The organism is Sphingosinicella sp. SM1-17 (assembly GCF_056821765.1).
In genome coordinates, this window is record NZ_JBPDIO010000001.1 from 2,150,194 (window position 1) to 2,172,536 (window position 22,343).

Here is a 22,343-nt window from a genome sequence, read left to right on the forward strand (position 1 = left end):
TCGCCGCAACCACTTGTTCCGGGGATGGAAGCCAGCTGTCGGTTCACTTTACACCGACCGAAAGGGTTAAATCCGATTCAGCATCGGAAGCCGCAGATTTCCGCCGCTCGCGGGAACTGGCACGCGGCGTGTATCGAACAGCGCGTCCACACGGTTCCACTCAGGGCGGACCAGCGCTTCACCGGTCGCGCGGTCCGCCCCCTTCCCACTTAGAAGCGACGAAGCGCATCGGCGGTCCACGAGTCAGCTGGAAAGAAGGTTTCCAGCGCCAGTTCCGACAGCGTCACTTCGACCGGGGTTCCGAACACCGTCGTGGTGGAGAAGAAGGACAGCCGACCCGCTTCGGTCTCGAGGACCATCGGCACGAACAGCCCCGAGCTTGGCTCCGTCGGCATTCGGCTGGCCGGTGCCGGATAGGATTCCAGTTCCTCCCGAAGCGCTTCCAGCCGCTGATCGGCGCTCGCGGCGATCTGGCCCTTGAGGCGATCGATCAGGTGGCGTTTCCATTCCGCTAGATTGACGATCCGCGGCGCCAGCCCTTGTGGATGGAGGCTGAGCCGAAGGACGTTGACGGGGGGTTGAAGCTGCTCCGGAGCGACTCCGCCGAGCAGCCTGGGCACCGCGGCATTGTGGGCAAGCATGGTCCAGTGCCGGTCTACGGCCAAAGCCGGGAAGGGCTGGTGAGCGTCGAGTAGCTTCTGAATGGCCTGGCGCGCCTGATCCATCGCCGGGTCGTCGAGGCTCCGTTCCGGATAGGTCGGAGCAAAGCCGGCGGCGAGCAGCAGCGCGTTGCGGCTTCGAAGCGGCAATTGCAGGCACTCGGAAAGTCGCAGCACCATCTCGCGCGATGGACGCGAGCGGCCGGTTTCAACGAAACTCAGGTGGCGCGACGAAATCTCGGCCTCGAGCGCGAGATCGAGCTGGCTGAGCCGCCGGCGCTGGCGCCATTCGCGCAACTGGCCGCCGAAATCCTGCTGTGCTGCAATCATGTTCATGCACCTGATCCTGACTCCACGCGGCTGCAGCCGCCATTACCTTCGAGGTAATCGACCCGCCTCCCTGTCACGGAACATGATTGCGGCATCCGGCGCAATGCCGGCCTGACAATGGAGGACGACATGCAACTTTCGACTTTCCTGAAGCGGATCCTGATACTCGATGCTGCAAGCTGCCTCGGAATGGGTGCGGCTCTCGTCGTCGGCGACGGCGCCCTTGCCCAGCTTACCGGACTTTCCGAATGGCTGCTGGCCGGTGCCGGCTATCTGCTCATTCCGTTCGGCCTGTTTCTCGGCTGGCTCGGCTCGCGCAGCATGGCTCATGCCGGCCTCGTCTGGCTGGTCATCATCGGCAATGTCGGCTGGACCGTTGAAAGCCTGATCGTCGCCTTCACGACGGCGGGTATCACCGGTCTCGGTTCGCTCTTCGTCGCAGGGCAGGGCGCTGCCGTGCTTGCGCTGGCGGCGCTGGAATATGTCGGCCTTCAGCGCAGCCGTGAACCGGCCGCCGCCTAGTATGGAGAAGACGGCCGCTCCCTTGCCCTTCTCCCGGGGATGGGCAGGCGGAGCGGCGGCTCAGGAAGCCTTGGCGATCTGCTTTTCTTCCAGCAGCTGCTGGAGTTCGCCGGCCTGGAACATCTCCATCATGATGTCCGATCCACCGACAAACTCGCCCTTGACGTAAAGCTGCGGGATCGTCGGCCAGTCGGAATATTCCTTGATTCCCTGCCGGATCTCCGGATCCTGGAGAACGTCGACCGTCTCGAACGGCACTCCCAGATGATCGAGGATGGCGATCGCTCGGCTCGAGAAGCCGCACTGCGGGAACAAGGCGGTTCCCTTCATGAAGAGAACGATGTCGTTGCTCCTGACGATCTCGTCGATGCGCTGCTTGGCGTCGGTCATTTCGATTTCCTTCAATCCGGTACGGCGGTGGTCAGCTTCAGCGCGTGCAGTTCGTTGCCCATTCGGCCGCCGAGCGCCTCATAGACACGTCTTTGCTGCTGGACGCGCGACAACCCCCTGAAACTCTCCGAGACCACTCGGGCCTCATAATGGTCGCCGTCTCCGGCAAGGTCGACGATTTCGACCCAGGCATCGGGAATGCCGGTCTTGATCAAGCTCTCGATCTCGTCGGCGGCCATCGGCATGACGATCAGCCCTGAGCTTCCATGAAGTAGCGGCGAGCTTCGACGGTCTTGTGCTCGACCTGCTCGCGGATCGTCGCTTCGTCGACCTCGACCCCCGCGGACGTCAGGTCGCCGAGCAGCTTGCGGATGACGTCCTCATCGCCCGCTTCCTCGAAATCGGCGCGGATCACGTCCCGGGCATAGGCGTCGGCTTCCGCCTCGGTCAGGCCCATCTTCTTTGCCGCCCACTGGCCGAGCAGCCGATTGCGGCGAGCGACGATCTTGAACTGCATCTCCTGATCGCGGGCATATTTGCCTTCGAAAGCCTTTTCGCGGTCGTCGAACGTGGTCATGTGGGTCCCTTTGCTGGTTGACGTCCAGATAGGACGCCCGGTCAGGCCGTGCAACGGCGGCGATGAGGGCGCGGAAAACCCGCTTGCGTCGGCGAGGCAATGTGTCAGTGAGAGGGTCTGACAGGAGAATCATCATGAAATCGAGTATCGCGTTCGCTGCAAGCCTGCTGATCGCCGCCAGCGCCGCGGCCGCACAGCCTGCCCAGCCCTCCCAGCCGCAGGCTCCGGCGCCGTCGCCGGCGCAGGTGGCCGTTCAGGGCGCGGCGATCGCTTTCGGCGAGTGCCTTGCCACCGGCGTGGAAGCCCTTTCGGCGACCGAGACTCCGGAGGCCGGTGCTACCCGAGTGCTGAGCGGCTGTGCGGCTCAGCGGACCCAGCTCGAGCGGTCGGCCGAGGCCTATATCGCCACCATGCCGGAAGAGCGAAGGGCGGGTGCGCTCGCTCAGCTTCGCAGCCGGCTCGGCGAAGCCGAAGCGCAGATCGCTGCGGGGATCCGTCAGCGTCGGGCGGCTGCCGGAGCGGCGCCCGCCCAATAGGCGGAGGCGGGGGTGAAGCTCACTCGCCGATCGTGACGACGAGCTTCCCCACAGCCTGCCGAGCCGCCATGTGAGCGATGGCTTCCGCGCCGCGCTCGAGCGGCCAGGTGCGGCTGACCCTGGGCGCGATCTTCCCCTCGTCCCAAAGACGGAACAGCGTCTGGACATGGGCGGCATTGGCCCTGGGATCGCGCGCCGCGAACGCGCCCCAGAAGACTCCGCGAACGTCGCAGCTCTTGAGCAGGGTGAGGTTGAGCGGAAGCTTCGGGATCCCGGCCGGGAAGCCGACGACGAGCAGCCGTCCTTCCCAGGCGATCGCTCTCAGCGCCGCTTCGGTATAATCGCCGCCGACAGGGTCATAGATCAGGTCCGCGCCCTGGCCGCCGACCGCCTCCTTGAACTGCTGCGAAAGCGCTCGCGCCCCTTCCTTGTCGAAGGGTCCGCGCGGGTAGACGAGGACCTCGTCGGCGCCGGCTTCACGGGCAGCCTCGGCCTTTTCGGCGGAGGAGACGGCAGCGACTACCCGGGCCCTGAACGCCTTGCCGAGCTCCACGGCCGCAAGCCCGACTCCGCCTGCGGCACCGAGCACGAGCAGGGTCTCGCCCGCCTTGAGCCGGCCTCGGTCGAGAAGCGCGTGGATCGTCGTCGCATAGGTCAGGATCAGGGCCGATCCTTCCGCGAAGCTGCGCTTTTCCGGCAGCCGGAGCGCCGTCGAGGCGCTGACCAGAACCTTTTCAGCCAGTCCGCCATGGCCCAGCATGGCCATGATTCGGTCGCCCGACGACCAGTCCGACACGCCCTCGCCGGCGCTCTCCACGATCCCGGCAATCTCCCCGCCCGGAGCGAAGGGACGGGGCGGCTTGAACTGATATTTGTCCTCGATGATCAGCACGTCGGGATAGTTGATGGCGCAGGCCTTGACCCGGACGAGAAGCTGGCCGGGTCCCGGCACCGGATCCGGAAGCTCGGTGAGCTGGAGCGTGTCCGGTCCGCCGGGGGCGGTGGAAAGCAGGGCCTTCATCATCTGTCTCCTGGTAGGGCGAGCTGCGCCACCCATCGTTCGAGCGCGTCGGTGTCGCTGATGTCGCCGTCATATTGACGCTCTGGAGCGAAGGGGCCGATCTGGTAGGGCGACACGCGCGACATTGCCTGGAGCGTCGAGAAGAGGCCGAGCCCCGAAGGAAGGGGATCTTCCCTGACCTCGAAATAGCGGGTCGCCGCATCGGTCGCTTCGCCGACATGAATCGCACCGAGGCTCCGGAACCGGTCAGCGACGAGCAGGCACGAACTGAAGCAGAGATGATCCGTCAGGAGGATCAGGCGGCCGGCAAAGAGCGAATTCCGCGGCGGCTCTGCGAGCGGCCGCGGCCGCAGGTCGACGCCTTCGCAGGTCGGTTGCGCGGACAGCGGACGGCCGGCCGCGCGGGCGGCAACCGCCCGTTCGTGCTGCGCTTGCCAGAAGGCGACGGCTTCGTCGCCCATGCGTTCGGACGCGGTTCGGGCAATCTCGGCCAGCGCCGCAAGGTTGCGGGAAGAGGTTCGCCAGACCGGCGGGCAGTCGGGCGGCGGGCCGTCAGATTCCACGCCACGGACCGATTCGCGGCCAAGCAGGGCTTCGGCGATCTCGTCGCCATAGAGGCTGTTGCCGCCGCCATTGCCGCGCATGTCCAGCACCACATAAGGGGCGCGCCGAATCTCTTCCGCCTGTGCGCGGACGGCCTCGACGACCGGTCGGGCGTCGTCGGAAAGCGACTGGAGGGCGATCCACCAGCCCTCGCCGCTCCGACGGACTCCGAAGCCCGGCGCTCCTCGCTTGACCTGGCCGTTGATCCGCGGCGCCAGGCCCGTCCGCGAAGCGCTTCGCCAGCGAAGCTCCACGTCGCGACGTTCGCCTGACTGGTCGAAGGTGCAGCGGGCCGGTCGGCGAAGAAAGGGATTGCCGTCGTCGACCAGGAGCAGTGGGGCGACCGCGATCCGCTGCGCTGGCACCGACCAGACGGCGCGAAACCCGCCGAGCCTCTGCTCCGCCAGCCGCTCGGCCTCGACTCCGTCGCAGTCGATCAGCCGCGAGCCGCGAAGCGGAGCGCCGTCGGTCGCCTGCTCCTCGTCGGAGACGATCCACTGGTCGCCGCGCCTGACGAACAGCAGGCCGGCCCAGTCGATCGTCGCCGGAGCCAGGGTCGGGCGCCAGCGAATATGCTTGTCGCCAAGGGCATTGCCGAACGCCATCATCGTCGAGGCGTAGCCGGCATGGGATCGGACCTGCCGGACGCGCTCGCGTCCGGCCTCGAGCGCGTCCGCGAGGGAGCGTCGGAAGGTTGGATCGCCCGTTTCAGGGGCGGCGCCTGGATGATCCTCGCTGACGATCCGGTGCGCGGCTTCGAGATCGGCTTCGGTCAAGCGTCGCCATGCGGCCGCGACGTCTTCAGGAGTGGCGGCGGCGATCGCGGTTCCGATCAGCGCCGCTCCGATCACCGTGCCGCCTCCGGGAAGGTTGGAAGCTTTGCGATGTCGGCCGGCTCGTGCTGGATGATCGTCCGGGCGCGGAGGTTGCGGGCGATCCGGTCGAACCGGTCCATCGAGGCCAGAGTGTCGGCCCGGTCATGGTTGAAGGGCGGAACGCCGCGATTTTCCACCTGCTCGGTGAAGTGATAAAGGTCGCCGGACAGGAGCACCGGCCCGGAATCGAGCCGGACCAGGAGCGCATAATGGCCGGGCGTATGGCCCGGAAGATCGAGCATCACGACCCGGCCGTCGCCGAAGAGGTCGCGATCGCCGTCGATCGCCTCGATCTGTCCGCTTCCCGTCAGCCAGTGGGCGAGCGCACGCGCCGAATCCTCGGACACCGGCGGCGTCCGGCGAAGCATCTCGACATCGCCCCGGCCCATCAGGAGGCGCGCTTGCGGGAAATGGCGGGCCTGGCCGGTATGGTCGAAATGCCAGTGGCTGATGCCGATCATCTCGATCTGCTCCGGCCGGACCTGGATCTGGGCAAGCTGATCGACAAGGCTTCGGCCGAGCCGGAGCGTCTGCGCCTCATTGTCGATCCCCTGGCCGATCAGGGCGTCGGTCAGGCCGGTGTCCCACAACAAGTAGCGATCGCCATGGCGGATCAGATAGCAGCTGGCGACGATATTCTTGGGTCCCGGCGGATATTGAAACGTGTCCGAGAAGAAGGCGCCATATTGCTTGATGACGATTTCGCCGCAGTCGAGCCGCCAAAGCCTCAGATCGGGTTGCGGCGGCGCCTGCATCCCCGTCAGTGCCAGCCAGCCCAGCGCCACGCCCAATGCCCGTTTCAGCATCGCCCCTCTCCCTGCCTGATGGTCTCAGCATAAGGCGCTGCGCCGTCATCCGCCAGCATCGAGCGACGCTCCTTCTTCGGAAGCTCAGGTCGGGCGGGGCCGTTCCTTCGGCGACACATAATGGGGGTCGTGGATGAAGGGTGGTGGTCGGCCCGCGGCGAGCGAATCCAGCACGGTGCCGAAGTCGGTTGAGCAACGGAAACCCAGCACCCGCTCCGCAAGCGATGGATCGTAGACCCGGTCGATTCTGGCCGGAAGAGTCCAGCCGGCGCGGGCATAGAGCAAGGCGGCATCGGGGAAATAGCGGGCGATCACCGCCGGCGCGTCCTCCAGCAGGGCCCGGCAATCCGCGCGCCGGAAAGGCGGCGGCGCCGAGACGATGAAGGTGCCGAAGCCGATCTGCGGCGCCCGTTCCAGGGCCGCGACATGCGCCTCGGCAGCATCCTCGACGGTGAGGCGCCGGTTCAGCATTTCGTTGGCCTTGATGTTCGGACCCGACAGGCCGCTCAGCGTATCGTCCTCCTCCGGGAAGAAGCGGCCGGTGCGAAGGATGACGGTGGGGAGGCCATGCTCGCGCTGGAAGAGGGCGCAGACCTGCTCGGCGGAGCGTTTTGTCACTCCATAGATGTTGCGCGGTTCGATCGGGCCGAAGTTTTCGTCGAGCCAGAAGGCACGGGTTGCGCCGCCCGCCTTGCCGGCGCGAACCTGCTCCGAAATCATCAGCGAGGTGGTCGACGTGAAGACGAACCGCTCGCATCCATTCGCCACCGCGGCCTCGAGCAGGTTGAGCGTGCCGGTCACGTTGACGTCGACGAAGGTCTGCTTCGAATAGCGTTCGATATCCGGCTTGTGCAGCGCTCCGGCATGGACGACGGCCTGGAATCCGCGTTCGGCGAACAGCCGGTCGACGAGGCTCCGGTCGGCGACCGATCCGATCATGTCCGTCGACTCGCCGGGGGCGATGTCGAGCCCCGTCACCTCATGTCCGTCCCGGCGCAGCCGCGGCGCGAGAAAGCGCCCGAGCCAGCCCGACGATCCGGTCAGCAGAAGCCGCACGCCTGTCCCTGCCTGGAGCTAGCGCGCCGGTTCGAGCCGCTCGGCAACGATCGCGATCGCCCGCTCGACCGCCGCTTCGACCGCCAGTTCGCTGGTGTCCAGAAGTTCGGCGTCGGGGGCAGGGACGAGCGGGGAGGCGGAACGGCTGCGGTCGCGTTCGTCGCGGGCATGAATGTCCGCCAGGACGTCCGGATAGTGGACGTGGAGTCCCATGGCCTGGAGTTCAGCGAAGCGTCTTTGGGCGCGCACTTCGGGCCGCGCGGTCACGAACAATTTGGCTTCCGCCTGCGGGCAGATGACGGTTCCGATGTCGCGCCCGTCGAGCACGGCTCCGCCCGGCTGGCCGGCGAACCGGCGCTGACGCTCCAGCAGGGCCTCGCGGACCAGCGGATAGGCGGAGATGCGCGAGGCGATCCCGCCAACCGTCTCGCTCTTGAGCTCGGGATCGTCGAAGTCGATCTGTTCGATGTCCGTCGCCCGGGCGGCCGCGAACTCGCTGTCCGGATCGCCGCCCATGGCGAGCAGGTTCAAGGCGGTGGCCCGGTAGAGCAGGCCGGTATCGAGGTGAGGCAGCCCGAAATGGCGGGCAAGCGCCTTGGCGATCGTGCCTTTGCCGCTTGCTGCGGGTCCGTCCACGGCGATGATCATGCGCTTGTCAGCGCCTCGAGCGCTGCCTCGAAACCGGGGAAACTGGTGTCGACACTCTCCATGCCGGCGATCCCTATCGGCTCTTTCGCCTGCAGGCCAGCCACGGCGAAGCTCATCGCGATGCGATGGTCCAGGCGCGCGTCGAGCGTTGCGCCGCCGGGCATGGAACTGCCGCCGCGGCCGTGAACGGTGAGGCCTTCCTCGTCCTCCTCCACTTCGACGCCGATCGCCCAGGTGCGCTCGTCGGCGAAGGCGGTGGCGACGAACGGGATCGGAAATTCGTCAATCATGTCCGGCGCGATTCCGAGCGGCACTTGGGTCGCTCGAAGCGACGAATGGCGGACGACGAGGTCAGCCAGCGGCTCCCCCGATTCGTTCCGCGGCCGATCGAAGGCGAGGTCGGCGCCCAATCCCTTTTGCGTGCTTCGCAGTCTTCATGCGCTTGGTTTTTGACAGCGCCCCACCCATGTGGCAAGGCGCGCGCCGATCAGGGTTCCCCCGCTAGGCGGCGCCCACTTCATCTATTCGACACGGAGATTTTTCACCCATGGTGAAGCCGGAATGGGGCACCAAGCGGACCTGTCCCAAATGCTCGACCCGCTTCTACGACCTCGGCAAGGAAGAGCCGGTGACCTGCATCCAGTGCGGCGTTTCCTGGTATCCCGAGCCGGTGCTCAAGTCGAAGCAGCCGCTGCCGTTCGAAAGCGCCAAGCCGGAGGCCGAGGCCGAGAAGGAGGATTCGGACCTGGCGGCCGAGGATCTCGACATCGACGTCGACAATGACGCCGAGGAGAATCCGGACGACGAGGTTGATCTCGGCGGCGACGATGATATCGGCGTTCCGGGGGCCGGCGACGAGGACGAGGAAGTCTAAGGCGCCGACCGAACAGGGGGCGTTCAACAAGCCTTGCGCCGGGGCGACGCCTCACTTACATCCGGCGCCACATCAGCCGGCCGCACCTCAGCAGCGGCCGCGAAGGGTCAGGGGCCGTAGCTCAGCTGGGAGAGCGTCGCAATGGCATTGCGAAGGTCAGGGGTTCGATCCCCCTCGGCTCCACCATTCCAATCATAATCGCCTTGGATTTCTGCCGTCCTTATCGGGTGGCTCGGTAGTCGGCCCACACTTTCCGTTCCTCACGTCCTTGCGCTCTAGCGGGACTCCTTGAACTCTTTGTCACCCAGCCACTGGGAGCCATCCGGCGCTATGCCTCTGCCGTGAATGGCTGGCCTTGGACGAGAACAGACGGTCTGCTTCTGGGTGAAGTGGAGGCGAGCGCCGCCATTCGCTAACGAACGCGGTCGAATCGCAGCTAAGGCCCAGTCCTCGCCCTTTGAGCGGCATTGTAGCGCCTCGTAAGCGAAAGTAGGAACGAGGCAGGTCCGGCGCGTCTTTGCGCTAGCCTGCAAATCGCCTGGGCAAAGATGCTACAACAATTTGGCGACGAGATCTGGATTGTAGACGGGCCGACGGTGCTCGTAGCAGGGTTCAGATATCCCACGCGCATGGTCATCATCAGATTGTCGGGCGGCGCGCTCTTCGTCTGGTCGCCCATCGCACTTTCGACGGAACTCTGCGCGGCTGTCGAGCAACTCGGTCCGGTCCGTCACGTTGTTGCGCCGAACACGCTTCATCATCGATTTATCGGCGACTGGCGCTCAGCGTATCCAGCAGCAAGATTTCACGCGCCCGCAGAGTTGCGCGCACGGCTCCGCGAGATCGCCCTGGATGGCGACCTCGATGCTGGTCCCGCAGCGGAATGGTCAGGAGATATCGATCAAGTCGTGGTGCGTGGAAATCGGATCACGACCGAAGTCGTATTTTTCCATGTCCGCAGCCGGTCGGTAATCTTCACCGACCTGATCCAGAATTTCGATCGCGGGTGGTTCAAGGGTTGGCGGGCGTTAGTCGCGAGATTGGACCTCCTCACGGCGCCCGAGCCGACAGTCCCGAGGAAATTCCGAATTACGTCCTTTGACCGAGGGGTCGCGCGCGACGCGCTGCAACAGATCTTGGCCTGGCCGATTGAGAACATCCTCGCGGCTCACGCCGCTCCAATCAAGGGCAACGGCCGCGCCGTGATCGCCCGCGCATTTGAATGGCTGCTTCGCTGATTGGCTGCTGTTTCGTTTTCCACGACTTCCAGTCGCTCTGAACAGGCATAGACCAAGTCCGTCCCTGCGGTCGTCGGAATCATTCCGCGATTTCCTCATCCCGAGAGAGGTCGAACAACGCGATTCATCCTGCAAGCGGGTGAGGCAATCTCGCGCAGCTTCGCTGCTGTCGCGCTTCGAAAACTATCAGGAGATGGGCGCCTTCAGGCCAAGCCTCTTCCGCCACTCTGATGGTCTATTCCGGGGTGGGGCTTGCGTCAATCGAGCCCCACCATGTCATAGGAACGGCCCTCGATTCGCTTCAGGGAGCCTTCCTCATGTCGGCTAGCGCCACCATGTTCTCGCAATCCTTCTTCCACGGAACCAAGGCCGATCTGTCACCCGGCGACTACATCCTTGTCGGCCACCGATCCAATTTCACGGAAGATCAACCGCTTTCCTGGGTCTACTTCTCGGCGACTCTCGACGCGGCGATCTGGGGTGCCGAGCTCGCGGCCGGAGGCGGAGCGGAGCGCATCTATGTCGTGGAGCCCACCGGGGCCTTCTTCGACGATCCCAACCTGACCGATCAGAGGTTCCCCGGCAACCCGACGCTCTCCTACCGCTCTCGCGAGCCGCTGAGGATCATTGCCGAGGTCACAAGATGGCAAGGACACCCGCCCGGAAAGGTGCAGCAGATGAAGGAGGGCCTTGCCCGTCTGGAGGCGGAGGGATCGCAACCGATCATTGACTAGTCGGGTGGGCGGCGAAGCACCGTCGGCTAGGCGCCCTGTCGCTCCGTCATCCACCTTCCGGGACAAGCGGAGGCGGGTTCCGGATGGTGGGGAGAGGGTGCCCATCCCCGTCTTCGACGCTGCGAGGCTTCCACCAGGGAACGCGCCCCGGAGACCAGGCAGTTGCGCGCCGGCCCTGGGAATGGCATCCGGATTTCGACGGGCTACGAAACCTGTCTTCGGTTCAGGTGACGCAGTGCGAGGAGCTTGGCGTGATCTGCAGAGTTCCCAGGCCCGGGTTGCGGCCCTTTGTGGACCTTGTCTGGTCGTGCGAAACGATTGCGGGCACGGTTCCGGGATCAAGGGAATTGTCGCTGCCGAGCGGCTCGCATCACCTCGTGATCCGGCTCGGCGGCATTCCCCTCCGTCTTTACCGGTCGATTGAGGAGGCTTCGTCTGAGACTGTCTCGGCCTTCATCCTCGCCGGCATGCGTTGCCGCGCCGTGTGCAAGGCCCTGGACGGCGCCGGAAGCGTGGGCGCGGTGCTTCGGCCGGATGCGCTCGGCCGGTTGTGCGGCATTCCGTCAGGAGACCTCGTCAACCGGCACGCGCCGCTGGGCGACCTTCTTCCCGGCGGCGTCGCCCGGGAGATGGTCGAACGGATCGAGGGCGCTTTGACCATCGAGGAGCGACTCGACCGTTTCGAGGACGAACTCTCCCGCCTGTTTCGAGATTCGAAGCCTCCCGATCCGCTCGTGCGCCATGCTCTGCGGCGGCTTGATCGGGGGGCGAGGATTGAAGCTGTGGTCGAGGAGGCAGGGCTCAGTCACCGACATTTCTGCGATCGTTTCCGGAACGAGATCGGATTCGCGCCCAGTACCTATCGGCAGGTCAGGCGGTTCGATCGGCTGATCGACGCATTATCCCGTCCCGGCCGGTCGGGACTGGCCGAAATCTCCGCCGCCGTCGGCTTCGCGGACCAGGCGCATATGGCGCGGGAGTTCCGTGCCTTCACCGGTCTTACGTTCACCCGTTACGAGCGCTTGCCGAAGACGCATCCGCGGCATGTCACGCTTCCGGTCTGCGGATCAGATTTGTTCAAGATGCGGGAGAATGGATCGGCTATCTGAGTCGGCGAAAGGAGAAGCCGATGCAGATCCATGAAGTCTATCCCTATCTGCGAGCCGCCGAAACCGAAGCCGCAATCAGCTTCTACAAGGAGGCTTTCGGCGCCGTGGAGAAGTTCCGCCTGGTGGAACCGGGCGGACGAATCGGTCACGTCGAGCTGTTGTTCGGCGAGATGACCGTGTTGCTGTCGGCGCCCTTTCCTGAGTTTGGAATCCACGCACTCGATCCCGAGGGGCCGAGCAGCTTCGTGATCCATCTCCATGTCGACGACGCGGACCGGATGATCGACAATGCCGTCAAGGCCGGTGCCCGCCTCGTGCGGGCGCCCGCCGATCATTTCTGGGGCGAACGGGCCGGAACGATCCGGGACCCCTTCGGCTATGACTGGCTCATCGGCCACTCGATCGAGGAAGTCTCGCCTGAGGAAATGCAGCGGCGCTACGATCGGATTGCGGCGGGATCTTGCTGAGGTTGAGTGGTGAACACTCAACTCACTCGCGAAGCGCCGGATCTCCGCCATTCAGGCGGGTGGTCGATGAAGCCGAGCTTCCTTCGAGTTCAGCGCTCGTCGCGGTCCTGAAGGCACTCGATGAAAGCGCGAAGGGCAGGGCGCTGGTGCCGCCGATCCGGATAGTAGAGCTGGAACCCGGGGAACCGGGGCGAATAGTCCTTCAGGACGCGAATCAGCAGCCCCTCCGCCAGCCAGCGCTCCATTCTCCAATCCCATGTGTAGGCGATGCCTACACCCTGCAGCGCGGCCTGGAGGATGAGTTCGGGATCGGACGACATGAGTGGCCCCGTTACCTCGACCTCCACGTCCCTACCGCCGACGACGAATTCCCAACGATAAGGTGAGCCATCACTCGGCCACCGCCAGTTGAGGCAGTCGTGACGGTGCAGGTCATTCGGCGTTTCGGGAACACCCCGAGCGGCTAGATAGGTGGGCGCGGCGACGGCGATCATCTCCAGTTCACCGCTTACCGGAACTGCAATCATGTCCTTTTCAAGCCGCTCGCCGATGCGGATCCCGGCGTCGAATCTGTCGGTGACGATGTCGGCGAGCGCATCCTGAACTACGATGTCTAGGATCACGGCAGGGTTGTTGCGATGGAACCGGCCCAGACGCGGAGCCACAATGCTGACCGCCGCCGCCCTGGCCATGTTAAGCCGAAGAATCCCTGCCGGGCACGACTCGCTTGCCACGGTTTCCTCGACGGCCTCGGCAAGCTCACCGAGGATGAAGTCGAGCCGCTCGTAGAGGCGAGCACCGGCTCGGGTCGGCGCAAGGCTTCGCGTCGTCCGGTCGAGAAGCCGGACGCCCATCCGGTCTTCCAGCAGTCGAATGGTCTGGCTGAGGGCGGAAGGCGTGACCCCGAGTTGTACTGCGGCGCGGACGAAACTGCCCTGCTTCACCACCTCCGCAAAGGCGGACAGGCGCGCAAATTCGGAACCCCGCATTATACCCTCCCCGCTTAATGATCCTTCCAGATAATTCGGTATTATCTTGTGAGAGCCCTTGCGGGAAGGTCGCGGCACCATCTCCAAGGAGCCCATACATGATCGCATCTCGCACTCTCCGGTCCTATCGTCTGCTCGGCCGATCGGGCCTGCGCGTCTCGCCGCTGTCCCTGGGAACGATGACCTTCGGCACCGATTGGGGATGGGGCGCTGACGAGAACGAGTCTCGCCGCATCTTCGACGCTTATGTGGAAGGGGGCGGCAATTTCATCGACACCGCCAACCAGTATACCAATGGAACGTCCGAGCGGTTCGTCGGCAACTTCGCGGAAGGCAGGCGCGACAAGCTGGTGATCGCGACCAAATACACGCTGAGCACCCGGCCCGGCGATCCGAACTCGGGCGGCAATCATCGGAAGAGCATGATGAACTCGGTGGAGCAGAGCCTGAGGCGCCTGCGCACCGATCATCTCGACCTGCTTTACCTCCACGCCTGGGACGACACGACCCCCGTCGAGGAGATACTTCGGGCGATGGACGACCTCGTCGCGCAGGGGAAGGTGCTGTACCTCGGCATTTCCGACACGCCCGCCTGGCAGGTCTCCCGAATGCAGGCCATTGCGGATCTTCGCGGCTGGTCGCCGCTCGTCGCGCTGCAGATCGAATATAGCCTGATCGAGCGAACGGGTGAACGTGACCTCATCCCCATGGCACGCGAACTGGGCCTCGGCGTGCTGCCCTGGTCGCCGCTGGGAAGCGGAGTGCTCACCGGCAAGTATAGCCGAGCAGACCTTGTCCACGAGGTTTCGGCCGATCCAGTCGGGACGCGCAAGAACGTGGCAGTCGCGAACGCTTCTTTGAATGAACGCGCACTCTCGATCGCTGATCTGGTGGCCGAGATTGCGGATGAACTCGGACGCTCTCGGGCTCAGGTGGCGCTCGCCTGGACGCTTCTCAACCCGGCAGTTACGTCAACTATCCTGGGCGCGCGCACCCTGGCGCAGCTCCAAGACAATCTCGGCGCGCTCGAGGTCCTCTTTACCGACGATCAGCGCCGAAGACTGGACGAGGCCAGCGCTGTGGATCTGGGCTTTCCCCACGAGTTTCTGAAGCGACCGATGGCCCGGCATGTAGTGACCGGAGGCTTGAATATCCCCGTGCGATCCTAGGTCGACGCATCAAGAGGATGGATTCGGTCCAAGTCGTCGAACCGGGTTTGCCAGGATGGAAGGAGATCAGGGGCCGAGCCGATGCCCGATCCCCATCATGTTCAGGTCACTCACGCAGCAGCGACCTCAGAGTAAGTCGGGTCTGTTCCTATCAGGCCAGGAGCCGGTCCGATCCCGACGCCTGGAGATCATCCACTTGTAGGTCGAGCCTGATCCCATGCCGATCCATCTCGTTCACGCCGGACGGCAGCGATTGCGCCTGAAGACCCGAGTCTTCCTCGACCGCTTTCGCGCTCGACTGAACGCAACCTCGTTCTCGGTACGGTGCGGGAGGCTCCCTTCGGGTCAGCTTTCTGGCCGGCTCATTATCCAGCTGCCGCCGACCAGCGCCGCGGCGAGCGGGACCAGCGACCAAGGTAGGGACAGCAAGGCGAGGCCAGCCGCCGCGCTCGCGCCGAAGGCGATCAGGGCGGCGTGCTTGCCACGGCGGCTGATCGCGCCCCGCGTTCGCCAGGCCGTGATGTGCGGCCCGAACTGTTCATGAGTGACGAGCCAGCGTTCCAGCCGCGGCGAGGAACGGGCGAAGCAGAAGGCGGCAAGGAGGATGAAGGGCACGGTCGGCAGCAGCGGAACGAACGCGCCCACCGCGCCGAGAGCGAGCGAGAGGAAACCCGCGAGAAGATAGAGTAGCCGTGCCATCAGCCGCTTCCTTAGCGCGGACTTGCGGGGCAGTTGTAGCGATGCCGCTCGGTTCTTCTCGTCGGGCGAGGCGGTGAAACCGCCCAAGCGATCGACCTCCCTCCGCATTTAGCTCCAGGGCGGCATCAGGCTTATCCACGACTTTGCGTCGACTGCGTCCGGAAGGGCGCCTAAACCCTTGCCCGGGACTTGGAAGTTCGGCCACACGAGCGCTCATGACCACCAAGATCGACCTCGGAATCGGCGCTGACGGGACGGTCGCGGCCATGGATCTGGAGGAACTTCTCGCCACCCGCTTGCTCGTCCAGGGCAATTCCGGATCCGGCAAGTCCCATCTGCTTCGCCGGCTGCTCGAGGAAAGCGCCGGGCTCGTCCAGCAGATCGTGATCGATCCCGAAGGCGACTTCGTCACCCTGGCCGACCATTTCGGCCATATCGCCCTCGACGCCGCCGAACATAGCCTGGACGAAATCGCCCGGATCGCGGCCCGGATCCGAGCGCACCGGGCCTCCGTCATCCTGAATCTCGAGGGGCTCGAGATCGAAGGGCAGATGCGCTGCGCCGGGGCGTTTCTCGCCGCGTTGTTCGAGGCGCCGCGCGAGCATTGGTATCCTGCCTTGGTCGTGGTGGACGAGGCGCAGCTCTTCGCTCCCGCCGTAGCCGGCGAGGTTTCGGAGGAGGCGCGCCGCTCCTCGCTGGGCGCGATGACCAACCTGATGTGCCGCGGGCGCAAGCGCGGGCTCGCCGGGATCGTGGCGACCCAGCGCCTCGCCAAGCTCGCCAAGAACGTCGCCGCCGAAGCGTCCAATTTCCTGATGGGTCGGACTTTCCTCGACATCGACATGTTGAGGGCCGCCGACCTCCTGGGCATGGAGCGGCGCCAGGCCGAAGTGATCCGCGACTTGGCGCGCGGCGAGTTTCTGGCGCTCGGACCGGCCATCACCAAGCGCGCGGTGAGCGTCCGGATCGGGCCGGTCCGGACCGAGGGGCGGACCGGGAGTCCGAAACTGGTGCCGCTTCCGCCGCAGGGCGAGGAAGTGAAGTCGGCGCTGTTCGCCGAAGATGAGAGCGAATCCTCGCCATCTCCCGCGGCTCCGCCAGCGACGCTTCCGGCGGCACCCCCGGTCCAGGCCGAGCCACGGATCGAGCGGCGGATCGAGCCGCCGTCGCTGGATCCCGAGGAAGCGGAGCGGGTCGCTGCCGAAGTGCTTCGCGATGTCGCGGCGGAAGCGCCTGCCGGGCAACCGATCACCAGCCTTTATCAGGACTATATGGTCCGCTGCCGGATGCGCGGGGCCGTTGCGAGCGGCGATCTCGCCGAGTTCCGGCTTCGGCTCGCCATGGCCAGGGCCGCGCTCGACCCGGAGGAGGATTGGACCGGCGCGATCGCCTTGCTCGACGTCCTGCCGGAAGAGATGCATGCGCCCTTCCTGGCGATTGCGCGCTGCGCCCGGCACGGCCAGCCCTGCCCGAGCGACGCGGATCTGGCGGCGCTGTATGGAACCAGCTCCTATCGAAGGGCCCGGCTGATATTGTCGACGATGGAGGAAAAGGGCCTGCTCGTCTGCCGAACCGATCTGGCCGGTCGGCGGACGATCAGCCTGCCGCATCTCGGCTGGCAGACCTCACCCGCGCTCGCCGATCCCGAACGGCCCGGCCGGCTTGCCCGGATTGCCGGCCGGGAGGCCGCGAGAGCCGGCGGCACCCGCTAGCGCTCGGGCGGTCCTCCCTGGGGGGCAGGTAAGGGAAGGGCCCTCAGCTCAGCCGTTCGAACTGCCGATAGCGGCTGGGCGCCTGGCGGGCGGTCACGAGTCGGGGGCGAGGACTCGGCGTCTGCGGGCGATCCTCCTCGCAGGCGCGGCTTTCATAGGCGGCGGCGATCTTGTGGAGACGCAGCCGTGTGGCCTCGTCCCCGGCGTTCATCGCCGCAAGGCGGAACGCGAAGGCGCGATCGTTCAGCAGGTCTGCACGATCCTTGTTCATCCGACGTCCGAAACCTCTTCAATTCCTTCAGCAGCCCCGCTCGACCCGGGCCCCGGGCGGGTCAGCCATTGTGCTCGTCACCGTACGGGCCGGGCCTTCCGTCAGGCGCGCCTGGAGATCCACTCCAAGCATGCTCACGACCTCGCCCAGCGAGTGCTTCGGGCCGCCGACGTCGGCGAGCCGCTGCAGATGGATCGCCGCAAGTTCCAGGCGCCTCAAGCGAGCCGCAGCGGTCACCGAATAGGCCGCACCCCTGATCTCCTCGCAGGCGCGGCGCCAGTAATAGCGAGCGTCCGACTCCATCCCACCTCCGGGCGACCCCGAAACGCCGTTCGGGCATGACAGCTCCAAGCCCGCGGCGCATGTGAGCCCAAAGCTCCTATCAGGTTGGGAAGCCGTCACAAGAGCGAGAGTGTAAACTATTGTTACGCGAGTCCAGGACTAAGTTGGGAGCGCAGTTGATTCACAAATAAATAAGTACAAGGCTCGCGAGCGATTTAATCTTCATTGTGCCTGATCGTGTAGGATTGCGCAATCCGTCTTTATCCGAGAGGATGACACGGTGCAGGAGTAATGCGTCCGTGGAATGCATCCTGCATTCGCCTCACGACGCAGGCGCAGAAGCGCCAACGACGCTGACGCCTGCGCAAGTATCTGGCGCGGTTTGGGCTAGACTGGGGAAGGTGACCTCCGGCGCCTGAGGCTGTTCACGCCCGCCGCACCGGTTGCTAGCGACGCGCCATGTTCGAGCTGCTCGTCTTCCCTCGGCCTGGCGATGGACGCGTTCGCGGTGTCGCTCGTCCGCGGCGCGGGCGGCGAGCGCCGGCTTGCCCGAGCTCTCGAACTCGGTCTGGCGTTCGGGCTCGCCCAAGGGCTGATGCCGCTGCTCGGCTGGGGCTTCGGCCTGGCCTTCGGCGAAGCCTTTCAGCATTTCGACCACTGGACCGCCTTCGTCCTCCTCTCGGTGCTCGGCGGCCGGATGCTGGTCGAGGCCACTTCAAGTTCCGGCAAGGCCGCGGTGGGCGATCATGGTCGCTGGCTCGGCCTGATCACGGCGGCTTTCGCAACGAGCATCGACGCCGCCGCTGCCGGACTGACTCTGCCGCTGCTCGGGATCGCGGTCCCGATCGCCTGCTTCGTTATCGGCACGACCACCGCCCTGTTGTGCACGATCGGCTATCACGCAGGGTCCCGCGCTGCCAACGGCGCCGGCCGCTGGGCGGAAATACTAGGCGGCATCGTCCTGATCGCGCTCGGCCTCAAGATCCTCGTCGAGCATCTCGCTGGCTGACCGGCCACAGCGTTGCGGGCGCTAGAGCGGCATCACGCCGCGGCGAGGCTCGCGCGTGCCGACGCTTTGCGCGACCAGTGGGGCTCCGGCCGCGAGCAGCGCCGCTCGGCGTCCGGCGGGATTGGTGCTGAGCTGGGCTTGCTCGAACGGGAGCGTCGCGGCGAAGGCGGGATGATCCAGCGCCCGATCGATGAACGCCGCGGCGCGTGGCCAGCGAAGGGAATCGATGCTGAAGCCGACATGGAAACCGTTGCGGAAGAAGGTCGAAATGGCGATGTCGGCCAGCCCGAACGCGCCGAACAGCCAGCCGTCGGTCGGAAGCTGGGTCTCGAGATAGTCGAGCACGGCCGGAATGTCCTGGCGGAGCGTCTTTTCGACGCGCGCCTCATCGGTCGGCTCCCCCCAGACGGCTGGCCGAACGCGCTTCTGGTAGAACAGGCCCCAGATGAAGACGTCGCCGAGCCTGGTGTCGGCATATTCCTCGAACCAGCGTGCCCGGGCTCGATCGGCGGCGTCCGCGGGAAGCAAAGGATGGCCCGGAAAGGCTTCGTCCAGATAGGCGCAGATCACCGAGGAATCGCACAGCACGAGATCGCCGTGGATCAGGACCGGAATGCGGCGAAGCGGACTGAGCCGCTCGAACTCGTCGCCGCCATAAAAGGGCGTGATCGGGTCGATCTCGTAGGTCAGGCCCTTGAGGTGCATGCAGGCGAGCACCTTTCGAACATAAGGACTGGCATAGCTGCCGATGATCTTCATTCTTGCCTCCACCCGTCTTCGGCCCCCGACTGTGAAGAAGCGCCGATTTCGGTTATAAGCAAGCCATGTTCACGGACATGCGCAATGGCACCGCCGAGGAGTGGGCCCAGATCGCCGCCGAACATCGCAGGCACCAGGCGAGCACGGCGCCGAAGCAGATCATGGACAGTCTCAGGCGGCTCGAAGCGATCGAGGTCGGCTTCGCCGCCAACCAGCTCACCCATTCCCTGATGGCCGGCACTTTGGCGCGGCGCTCAGGCGCTTCGGACGAAGAAGTGGTGGCGGCGCTTTGCCATGATCTTGGCAAGCTCTTCTCGATCCCCAATCACGGGCCGATCGCGGCGGAGATGCTCAAGCCCTATGTGGACGAGGACATCTATCACGCCGTCTACTGGCACCAGGAATTTCAGGGCCGCTATTATTTCGAGCATCTCGGCAAGGACCCGGAAGGGCGGGAGCGCTTCAAGGGCGAAAGTTGGTACGCCTTCGCCGAGAGGCTGGTCGACGAATGGGATGCGCCGGCCTTCGATCCTCAGTTCCCCGTGGACCCGCTGGAAAGCTTCGAGCCGGAGGTGACTCGCGTGTTCAGCCGCCCGAGGGCCATGGTCTGAGCCGATTTTCTATTCGGCAATGAGTTCCCCCGACCCACCGGCATGGGCGGGAAAGTCGCGAAGCTTGGGCAGACCGTCCTTCATCGGGAGCACCGTCTCGGAATAGTTCAAGTGAACTTCCGGCCGGAACGGCAAGGCCGGAAGAATCGCGGCAGGAATGTCGGCGAAGCCAAGCCCCGGATGTTCGATCAGGACGTGGCCCCCGCACAGCGTGCAGAAGCGGCGAACGCTCATGCCCGTCTTGTTGACGCTTTCCAGCAGGTCACCGCCATGGCTGACCTTCACCTGTTCCGATTTCCACAAGGTGAAGGCCATGACCGGCGCGGCTGACCAGGAACGGCAGTCGCTGCAATGGCAATAGCCCATCTCCAGCGGCGCGCCCGAGGCCTGGACCTCGACCGCGCCGCAGAAGCAGGTGCCTCGGTAGCTGCCGGTCATGCTGCCTCACGGTCCGTCAGGGTGCAGCCGCATCCGGCGAGCCTTTCCAGCTCCGCCACGACCGGGGAGCCGGCGATCTCCTCGGTGATCCGGCGGCCGAGCGCTTCCGCACCCGCCGCGTATCCGGGGTCGGAAAGCAGCGCATTGATCGCGGCCCTGAACGTTGCCGCCGACGCGCCGGCCTCGAGCCTCAGGCCCGCCTGACGTTCGGTGACCCGGACGGCATTGTCATTCTGGTCGCGGCCGTGCGGCACGACCAGCAGCGGCTTGCGATGGGAAAGGGCGCGAGTGACCGTGCCGTGCCCCCCATGGGTGATCACCAGCGCCGCCTCCGGCATCACCTGATTGTGCGGCGCGCTTCGCACGAGGCGGGTATTTGCCGCCGGCGAAAGCTCGTCGGGAGCGATGGTCTCGCCGAGCGTGACGAGAAGTCGCACCGGCAGGTCCGAAACCGCCTCGATGATCCGCTGAAGGACGCCGGCATGATCCTGGAAGCTGGTGCTGAAGGCGACCAGCACCAGCGGCCGATCGTCATCCGCCGGCCATGGCGAGATCCACGGCTCGGCCCAGGCAGGGTCGTCAAGCTGCGGCCCGACATAGATTATGTGCGGCGGCAATTCGGCCGGGGCGAAATCGAACGACCGTGCCGTCCCCAGCAGCAGGCGCTCGGCGGCGAGATGCTGGTCGGCCAGATCGGCGAGCGGCGGCAAGCCGAACACGGCCCGCGCCGCATTCACCGCCGGCAGGCCTCCGGCCATCATCTGCCGGTTCGCTTCGGCAATCTGCGCATGAAGCGTTTCTTCCTCGGCATCGGCCGGCGGCGCAAGTCCGGGCCCCAGCGGCGGTACGCCGGGGAGCGGGAAGAGGCTGACGTTGCAGGTGAGCAGGGCGAACTTCTGTCCGATCGCCTCGCAGCCGACCATCACTCCGAACAGCATCTCGCTCGAGACGACCAGATCGGCCGGCTCGCGCCTCAGCTCGTGGATGACGTCCTCGGCATAAGCGAGCGCCGGCCCGGCCATGATCCGGTCGAGGACGCGCTGGATCTGCTCCTGGGGCGTGTCCACTTCCCAGTCGCGGAAGACGTCGCTGTCCCTGCTCCGGTCGGGCCGGCTCGGCGCTCGAGTCCAGGGCACGAAGCGGGCGCCCGCAGCCTCGCTTTCCGGGCGGTTGCAGCGGTCGCTCATCACCCGAACCCGGTGGCCGCGCTCGGCGAGCTTGCGGGCAACGGTCAAAGCGGGGCCGACGGAGCCACCGCCTTCCCAGGTAGCGACAAGGAAGTTCATCGGACGTGAAGGAGCAGTCATTCGCGATCTCCAGAAAGGGGTGGGGGGAACAGGCGCTTCGGATCGACCCCGAGCGCGGCGGCGCACATCGTCTCCACCAGGGCGCGATACTCCGCGACCGGGCGCTTCATGTCGCGCCGGACAAGTTTCCAGACATAGACGTCGCCGGCGACGACCAGCGCGTCTTCGGCGCGACGCCGGAACTCGTCCGGCATCGCGTCAAGCCACGGCTTGAAGGCCCGGCCGATCCATTCGCGATGCATCGCTCGGCCAATGTCCGTCATAGCCCGAAGCGCGGCATAGCGTTCCTCCTGGGCCAGGCTTCGGAGGACGAGGTCGCCGACCTGCTCATAGTCCTCGACGAGCGCCGCGAGGATGCCCGAGGCATCGCCGGGTTCGACTTCGCGCCGCTGCCGGATCTGGGCTCCAAGCCGCTCGTGCATGGCGTCGAGCAGGCCTTCCTTTCCACCGAAGCGTCGGATGACCGTCTGGACGGTGACTCCGGAGTCGCGGGCAACGTCCTCGAGCCGGATTTCGTCGAACCAATGTTCGCGCAGATGCGCGGCGAATGCGTCGAGGATGCGGTGAGCGGTGGCTTCGGCTGCCTTGGCGCGTGCCGACTGCCGATATGGGCGTTTGGGAGTGGCGACATTCATGCGAATCGCCATAACGC

29 protein-coding genes and 1 tRNA gene are annotated in these 22,343 nt (G+C 65.6%); 12 read left to right on the forward strand and 18 right to left on the reverse strand.

The annotated features are described in order from the left end of the window. Positions 1 to 209 precede the first annotated feature (209 nt). Complete coding sequence (locus ACRYLT_RS10775) at positions 210 to 995, reverse strand: helix-turn-helix domain-containing protein (protein ID WP_482664095.1); 786 nt, start codon at positions 993 to 995, stop codon at positions 210 to 212. Positions 996 to 1,118: 123 nt separating this feature from the next. Here ACRYLT_RS10775 and ACRYLT_RS10780 point away from each other — a divergent pair, with 123 nt between their 5' ends. After that, positions 1,119 to 1,511, forward strand: coding sequence for a hypothetical protein (locus tag ACRYLT_RS10780; RefSeq protein ID WP_482664096.1), 393 nt, complete (start codon positions 1,119 to 1,121; stop codon positions 1,509 to 1,511). 60 nt (positions 1,512 to 1,571) lie between these two features. Here ACRYLT_RS10780 and grxD read toward each other — a convergent pair whose 3' ends face one another. Genes grxD through ACRYLT_RS10795 form a run of 3 tightly spaced genes read right to left on the reverse strand, consistent with a single transcriptional unit; the run spans position 1,572 to position 2,478 of the window. Further along, positions 1,572 to 1,901, reverse strand: coding sequence for a Grx4 family monothiol glutaredoxin (gene grxD, locus ACRYLT_RS10785; RefSeq protein ID WP_482664097.1), 330 nt, complete (start codon positions 1,899 to 1,901; stop codon positions 1,572 to 1,574). A gap of 11 nt (positions 1,902 to 1,912) precedes the next feature. Next, positions 1,913 to 2,146 carry a BolA family protein gene (locus ACRYLT_RS10790; protein ID WP_482664098.1) on the reverse strand — a complete coding sequence of 78 codons (234 nt, stop codon included), beginning with the start codon at positions 2,144 to 2,146 and terminating at the stop codon, positions 1,913 to 1,915. 5 nt (positions 2,147 to 2,151) lie between these two features. After that, positions 2,152 to 2,478, reverse strand: a complete 327-nt coding sequence (locus ACRYLT_RS10795; protein ID WP_482664099.1) for a DUF1476 domain-containing protein — start codon at positions 2,476 to 2,478, stop codon at positions 2,152 to 2,154. 134 nt (positions 2,479 to 2,612) lie between these two features. Here ACRYLT_RS10795 and ACRYLT_RS10800 point away from each other — a divergent pair, with 134 nt between their 5' ends. Next, entirely contained in the window at positions 2,613 to 3,014 is a 402-nt protein-coding gene (locus tag ACRYLT_RS10800) for a hypothetical protein (RefSeq protein WP_482664100.1), read from the forward strand. Between the two features lie 19 nt (positions 3,015 to 3,033). Here the strand turns inward: ACRYLT_RS10800 and ACRYLT_RS10805 are convergent, their stop codons facing one another. The 6 genes from ACRYLT_RS10805 to ACRYLT_RS10830 all read right to left on the reverse strand — a co-directional run bounded on the left by ACRYLT_RS10805 (position 3,034) and on the right by ACRYLT_RS10830 (position 8,433). Next, a complete protein-coding gene (locus ACRYLT_RS10805) occupies positions 3,034 to 4,035 on the reverse strand; it encodes an NADPH:quinone oxidoreductase family protein (RefSeq protein ID WP_482665434.1) in 1,002 nt (333 codons plus the stop codon). Beyond that, positions 4,035 to 5,489 (reverse strand): S41 family peptidase, encoded by a 1,455-nt coding sequence (locus ACRYLT_RS10810; protein ID WP_482664101.1) that lies wholly within the window; start codon positions 5,487 to 5,489, stop codon positions 4,035 to 4,037. Before ACRYLT_RS10810 ends, ACRYLT_RS10805 begins: the two co-directional genes overlap by 1 nt. Further along, on the reverse strand, positions 5,486 to 6,319 hold the full coding sequence (locus tag ACRYLT_RS10815; RefSeq protein ID WP_482664102.1) for an N-acyl homoserine lactonase family protein: 834 nt from the start codon (positions 6,317 to 6,319) through the stop codon (positions 5,486 to 5,488). The genes ACRYLT_RS10810 and ACRYLT_RS10815 overlap by 4 nt, the downstream gene beginning before the upstream one ends. An 84-nt stretch (positions 6,320 to 6,403) precedes the next feature. Further along, the gene (locus ACRYLT_RS10820) at positions 6,404 to 7,375 is read right to left on the reverse strand and encodes an NAD-dependent epimerase/dehydratase family protein (protein ID WP_482664103.1); all 972 of its coding nucleotides are present in this window, start codon (positions 7,373 to 7,375) and stop codon (positions 6,404 to 6,406) included. Between the two features lie 18 nt (positions 7,376 to 7,393). Continuing rightward, positions 7,394 to 8,023 (reverse strand): (d)CMP kinase, encoded by a 630-nt coding sequence (cmk, locus tag ACRYLT_RS10825; RefSeq protein ID WP_482664104.1) that lies wholly within the window; start codon positions 8,021 to 8,023, stop codon positions 7,394 to 7,396. Then, on the reverse strand, positions 8,020 to 8,433 hold the full coding sequence (locus ACRYLT_RS10830) for a hypothetical protein (protein ID WP_482664105.1): 414 nt from the start codon (positions 8,431 to 8,433) through the stop codon (positions 8,020 to 8,022). Before ACRYLT_RS10830 ends, cmk begins: the two co-directional genes overlap by 4 nt. 137 nt (positions 8,434 to 8,570) lie before the next feature. On the opposite strand from ACRYLT_RS10830, the gene ACRYLT_RS10835 reads away from it, so the two are divergent. The 6 genes from ACRYLT_RS10835 (at position 8,571) to ACRYLT_RS10860 (ending at position 12,445) form a co-directional block, all read left to right on the forward strand. Then, complete coding sequence (locus ACRYLT_RS10835) at positions 8,571 to 8,897, forward strand: TIGR02300 family protein (protein WP_482664106.1); 327 nt, start codon at positions 8,571 to 8,573, stop codon at positions 8,895 to 8,897. Positions 8,898 to 9,007: 110 nt separating this feature from the next. Further along, positions 9,008 to 9,083: transfer RNA gene (locus ACRYLT_RS10840), tRNA-Ala, on the forward strand. Positions 9,084 to 9,445: 362 nt separating this feature from the next. Next, on the forward strand, positions 9,446 to 10,135 hold the full coding sequence (locus ACRYLT_RS10845; protein WP_482664107.1) for a DUF4336 domain-containing protein: 690 nt from the start codon (positions 9,446 to 9,448) through the stop codon (positions 10,133 to 10,135). Between the two features lie 317 nt (positions 10,136 to 10,452). Continuing rightward, positions 10,453 to 10,869: an NAD(+)--rifampin ADP-ribosyltransferase gene (arr, locus tag ACRYLT_RS10850; RefSeq protein WP_482664108.1), complete on the forward strand. Its 417-nt coding sequence runs from the start codon at positions 10,453 to 10,455 to the stop codon at positions 10,867 to 10,869. Positions 10,870 to 11,120: 251 nt separating this feature from the next. Beyond that, complete coding sequence (locus ACRYLT_RS10855; protein WP_482664109.1) at positions 11,121 to 11,978, forward strand: helix-turn-helix domain-containing protein; 858 nt, start codon at positions 11,121 to 11,123, stop codon at positions 11,976 to 11,978. Positions 11,979 to 11,998: 20 nt separating this feature from the next. Next, a complete protein-coding gene (locus tag ACRYLT_RS10860; protein WP_482664110.1) occupies positions 11,999 to 12,445 on the forward strand; it encodes a VOC family protein in 447 nt (148 codons plus the stop codon). Between the two features lie 89 nt (positions 12,446 to 12,534). Here ACRYLT_RS10860 and ACRYLT_RS10865 read toward each other — a convergent pair whose 3' ends face one another. Then, positions 12,535 to 13,434, reverse strand: a complete 900-nt coding sequence (locus ACRYLT_RS10865; protein ID WP_482664111.1) for a LysR family transcriptional regulator — start codon at positions 13,432 to 13,434, stop codon at positions 12,535 to 12,537. A gap of 98 nt (positions 13,435 to 13,532) precedes the next feature. Between ACRYLT_RS10865 and ACRYLT_RS10870 the strand changes: the two genes are divergently transcribed. Then, positions 13,533 to 14,603, forward strand: coding sequence for an aldo/keto reductase (locus ACRYLT_RS10870; protein ID WP_482664112.1), 1,071 nt, complete (start codon positions 13,533 to 13,535; stop codon positions 14,601 to 14,603). A 345-nt stretch (positions 14,604 to 14,948) separates the two neighbouring features. Here the strand turns inward: ACRYLT_RS10870 and ACRYLT_RS10875 are convergent, their stop codons facing one another. Beyond that, positions 14,949 to 15,302: a YbaN family protein gene (locus ACRYLT_RS10875; protein WP_482664113.1), complete on the reverse strand. Its 354-nt coding sequence runs from the start codon at positions 15,300 to 15,302 to the stop codon at positions 14,949 to 14,951. 215 nt (positions 15,303 to 15,517) lie between these two features. Between ACRYLT_RS10875 and ACRYLT_RS10880 the strand changes: the two genes are divergently transcribed. After that, complete coding sequence (locus tag ACRYLT_RS10880; RefSeq protein WP_482664114.1) at positions 15,518 to 17,014, forward strand: helicase HerA domain-containing protein; 1,497 nt, start codon at positions 15,518 to 15,520, stop codon at positions 17,012 to 17,014. A gap of 43 nt (positions 17,015 to 17,057) precedes the next feature. On the opposite strand, the gene ACRYLT_RS10885 is transcribed toward ACRYLT_RS10880, so the two are convergent. Continuing rightward, a complete protein-coding gene (locus ACRYLT_RS10885) occupies positions 17,058 to 17,285 on the reverse strand; it encodes a hypothetical protein (RefSeq protein ID WP_482664115.1) in 228 nt (75 codons plus the stop codon). 27 nt (positions 17,286 to 17,312) lie between these two features. Beyond that, a complete protein-coding gene (locus ACRYLT_RS10890; protein ID WP_482664116.1) occupies positions 17,313 to 17,588 on the reverse strand; it encodes a hypothetical protein in 276 nt (91 codons plus the stop codon). 472 nt (positions 17,589 to 18,060) lie between these two features. Here ACRYLT_RS10890 and ACRYLT_RS10895 point away from each other — a divergent pair, with 472 nt between their 5' ends. Further along, on the forward strand, positions 18,061 to 18,576 hold the full coding sequence (locus tag ACRYLT_RS10895; protein ID WP_482664117.1) for a manganese efflux pump MntP: 516 nt from the start codon (positions 18,061 to 18,063) through the stop codon (positions 18,574 to 18,576). Between the two features lie 21 nt (positions 18,577 to 18,597). On the opposite strand, the gene ACRYLT_RS10900 is transcribed toward ACRYLT_RS10895, so the two are convergent. Further along, positions 18,598 to 19,335, reverse strand: coding sequence for a glutathione S-transferase family protein (locus tag ACRYLT_RS10900; protein ID WP_482664118.1), 738 nt, complete (start codon positions 19,333 to 19,335; stop codon positions 18,598 to 18,600). Between the two features lie 65 nt (positions 19,336 to 19,400). Between ACRYLT_RS10900 and ACRYLT_RS10905 the strand changes: the two genes are divergently transcribed. Beyond that, positions 19,401 to 19,946, forward strand: coding sequence for an HD domain-containing protein (locus ACRYLT_RS10905; RefSeq protein WP_482664119.1), 546 nt, complete (start codon positions 19,401 to 19,403; stop codon positions 19,944 to 19,946). Between the two features lie 9 nt (positions 19,947 to 19,955). Here ACRYLT_RS10905 and ACRYLT_RS10910 read toward each other — a convergent pair whose 3' ends face one another. Genes ACRYLT_RS10910 through ACRYLT_RS10920 form a run of 3 tightly spaced genes read right to left on the reverse strand, consistent with a single transcriptional unit; the run spans position 19,956 to position 22,326 of the window. Then, positions 19,956 to 20,384, reverse strand: coding sequence for a GFA family protein (locus tag ACRYLT_RS10910; protein WP_482664120.1), 429 nt, complete (start codon positions 20,382 to 20,384; stop codon positions 19,956 to 19,958). Continuing rightward, positions 20,381 to 21,691 carry a nucleotide disphospho-sugar-binding domain-containing protein gene (locus ACRYLT_RS10915; protein WP_482664121.1) on the reverse strand — a complete coding sequence of 437 codons (1,311 nt, stop codon included), beginning with the start codon at positions 21,689 to 21,691 and terminating at the stop codon, positions 20,381 to 20,383. The genes ACRYLT_RS10910 and ACRYLT_RS10915 overlap by 4 nt, the downstream gene beginning before the upstream one ends. Beyond that, positions 21,688 to 22,326: a TetR/AcrR family transcriptional regulator gene (locus ACRYLT_RS10920; RefSeq protein ID WP_482664122.1), complete on the reverse strand. Its 639-nt coding sequence runs from the start codon at positions 22,324 to 22,326 to the stop codon at positions 21,688 to 21,690. The genes ACRYLT_RS10915 and ACRYLT_RS10920 overlap by 4 nt, the downstream gene beginning before the upstream one ends. Between the last annotated feature and the right edge of the window lie 17 nt (positions 22,327 to 22,343).

What these genes read in the sequence shown, in the direction of transcription:
- ACRYLT_RS10875 (WP_482664113.1), bottom strand. Translation starts at nt 15,302, where the DNA reads ATGGCACGGCTACTCTATCTTCTCGCGGGTTTCCTCTCGCTCGCTCTC.
- ACRYLT_RS10780 (WP_482664096.1), top strand. Translation starts at nt 1,119, where the DNA reads ATGCAACTTTCGACTTTCCTGAAGCGGATCCTGATACTCGATGCTGCA.
- ACRYLT_RS10890 (WP_482664116.1), bottom strand. Translation starts at nt 17,588, where the DNA reads ATGGAGTCGGACGCTCGCTATTACTGGCGCCGCGCCTGCGAGGAGATC.
- ACRYLT_RS10920 (WP_482664122.1), bottom strand. Translation starts at nt 22,326, where the DNA reads ATGAATGTCGCCACTCCCAAACGCCCATATCGGCAGTCGGCACGCGCC.
- ACRYLT_RS10910 (WP_482664120.1), bottom strand. Translation starts at nt 20,384, where the DNA reads ATGACCGGCAGCTACCGAGGCACCTGCTTCTGCGGCGCGGTCGAGGTC.
- ACRYLT_RS10815 (WP_482664102.1), bottom strand. Translation starts at nt 6,319, where the DNA reads ATGCTGAAACGGGCATTGGGCGTGGCGCTGGGCTGGCTGGCACTGACG.
- ACRYLT_RS10795 (WP_482664099.1), bottom strand. Translation starts at nt 2,478, where the DNA reads ATGACCACGTTCGACGACCGCGAAAAGGCTTTCGAAGGCAAATATGCC.
- ACRYLT_RS10800 (WP_482664100.1), top strand. Translation starts at nt 2,613, where the DNA reads ATGAAATCGAGTATCGCGTTCGCTGCAAGCCTGCTGATCGCCGCCAGC.
- arr (WP_482664108.1), top strand. Translation starts at nt 10,453, where the DNA reads ATGTCGGCTAGCGCCACCATGTTCTCGCAATCCTTCTTCCACGGAACC.
- ACRYLT_RS10860 (WP_482664110.1), top strand. Translation starts at nt 11,999, where the DNA reads ATGCAGATCCATGAAGTCTATCCCTATCTGCGAGCCGCCGAAACCGAA.
- ACRYLT_RS10885 (WP_482664115.1), bottom strand. Translation starts at nt 17,285, where the DNA reads ATGAACAAGGATCGTGCAGACCTGCTGAACGATCGCGCCTTCGCGTTC.
- ACRYLT_RS10775 (WP_482664095.1), bottom strand. Translation starts at nt 995, where the DNA reads ATGAACATGATTGCAGCACAGCAGGATTTCGGCGGCCAGTTGCGCGAA.
- ACRYLT_RS10900 (WP_482664118.1), bottom strand. Translation starts at nt 19,335, where the DNA reads ATGAAGATCATCGGCAGCTATGCCAGTCCTTATGTTCGAAAGGTGCTC.
- cmk (WP_482664104.1), bottom strand. Translation starts at nt 8,023, where the DNA reads ATGATCATCGCCGTGGACGGACCCGCAGCAAGCGGCAAAGGCACGATC.
- ACRYLT_RS10915 (WP_482664121.1), bottom strand. Translation starts at nt 21,691, where the DNA reads ATGACTGCTCCTTCACGTCCGATGAACTTCCTTGTCGCTACCTGGGAA.
- ACRYLT_RS10895 (WP_482664117.1), top strand. Translation starts at nt 18,061, where the DNA reads ATGGACGCGTTCGCGGTGTCGCTCGTCCGCGGCGCGGGCGGCGAGCGC.
- ACRYLT_RS10905 (WP_482664119.1), top strand. Translation starts at nt 19,401, where the DNA reads ATGTTCACGGACATGCGCAATGGCACCGCCGAGGAGTGGGCCCAGATC.
- ACRYLT_RS10845 (WP_482664107.1), top strand. Translation starts at nt 9,446, where the DNA reads ATGCTACAACAATTTGGCGACGAGATCTGGATTGTAGACGGGCCGACG.
- grxD (WP_482664097.1), bottom strand. Translation starts at nt 1,901, where the DNA reads ATGACCGACGCCAAGCAGCGCATCGACGAGATCGTCAGGAGCAACGAC.
- ACRYLT_RS10790 (WP_482664098.1), bottom strand. Translation starts at nt 2,146, where the DNA reads ATGCCGATGGCCGCCGACGAGATCGAGAGCTTGATCAAGACCGGCATT.
- ACRYLT_RS10805 (WP_482665434.1), bottom strand. Translation starts at nt 4,035, where the DNA reads ATGAAGGCCCTGCTTTCCACCGCCCCCGGCGGACCGGACACGCTCCAG.
- ACRYLT_RS10835 (WP_482664106.1), top strand. Translation starts at nt 8,571, where the DNA reads ATGGTGAAGCCGGAATGGGGCACCAAGCGGACCTGTCCCAAATGCTCG.
- ACRYLT_RS10880 (WP_482664114.1), top strand. Translation starts at nt 15,518, where the DNA reads ATGACCACCAAGATCGACCTCGGAATCGGCGCTGACGGGACGGTCGCG.
- ACRYLT_RS10870 (WP_482664112.1), top strand. Translation starts at nt 13,533, where the DNA reads ATGATCGCATCTCGCACTCTCCGGTCCTATCGTCTGCTCGGCCGATCG.
- ACRYLT_RS10865 (WP_482664111.1), bottom strand. Translation starts at nt 13,434, where the DNA reads ATGCGGGGTTCCGAATTTGCGCGCCTGTCCGCCTTTGCGGAGGTGGTG.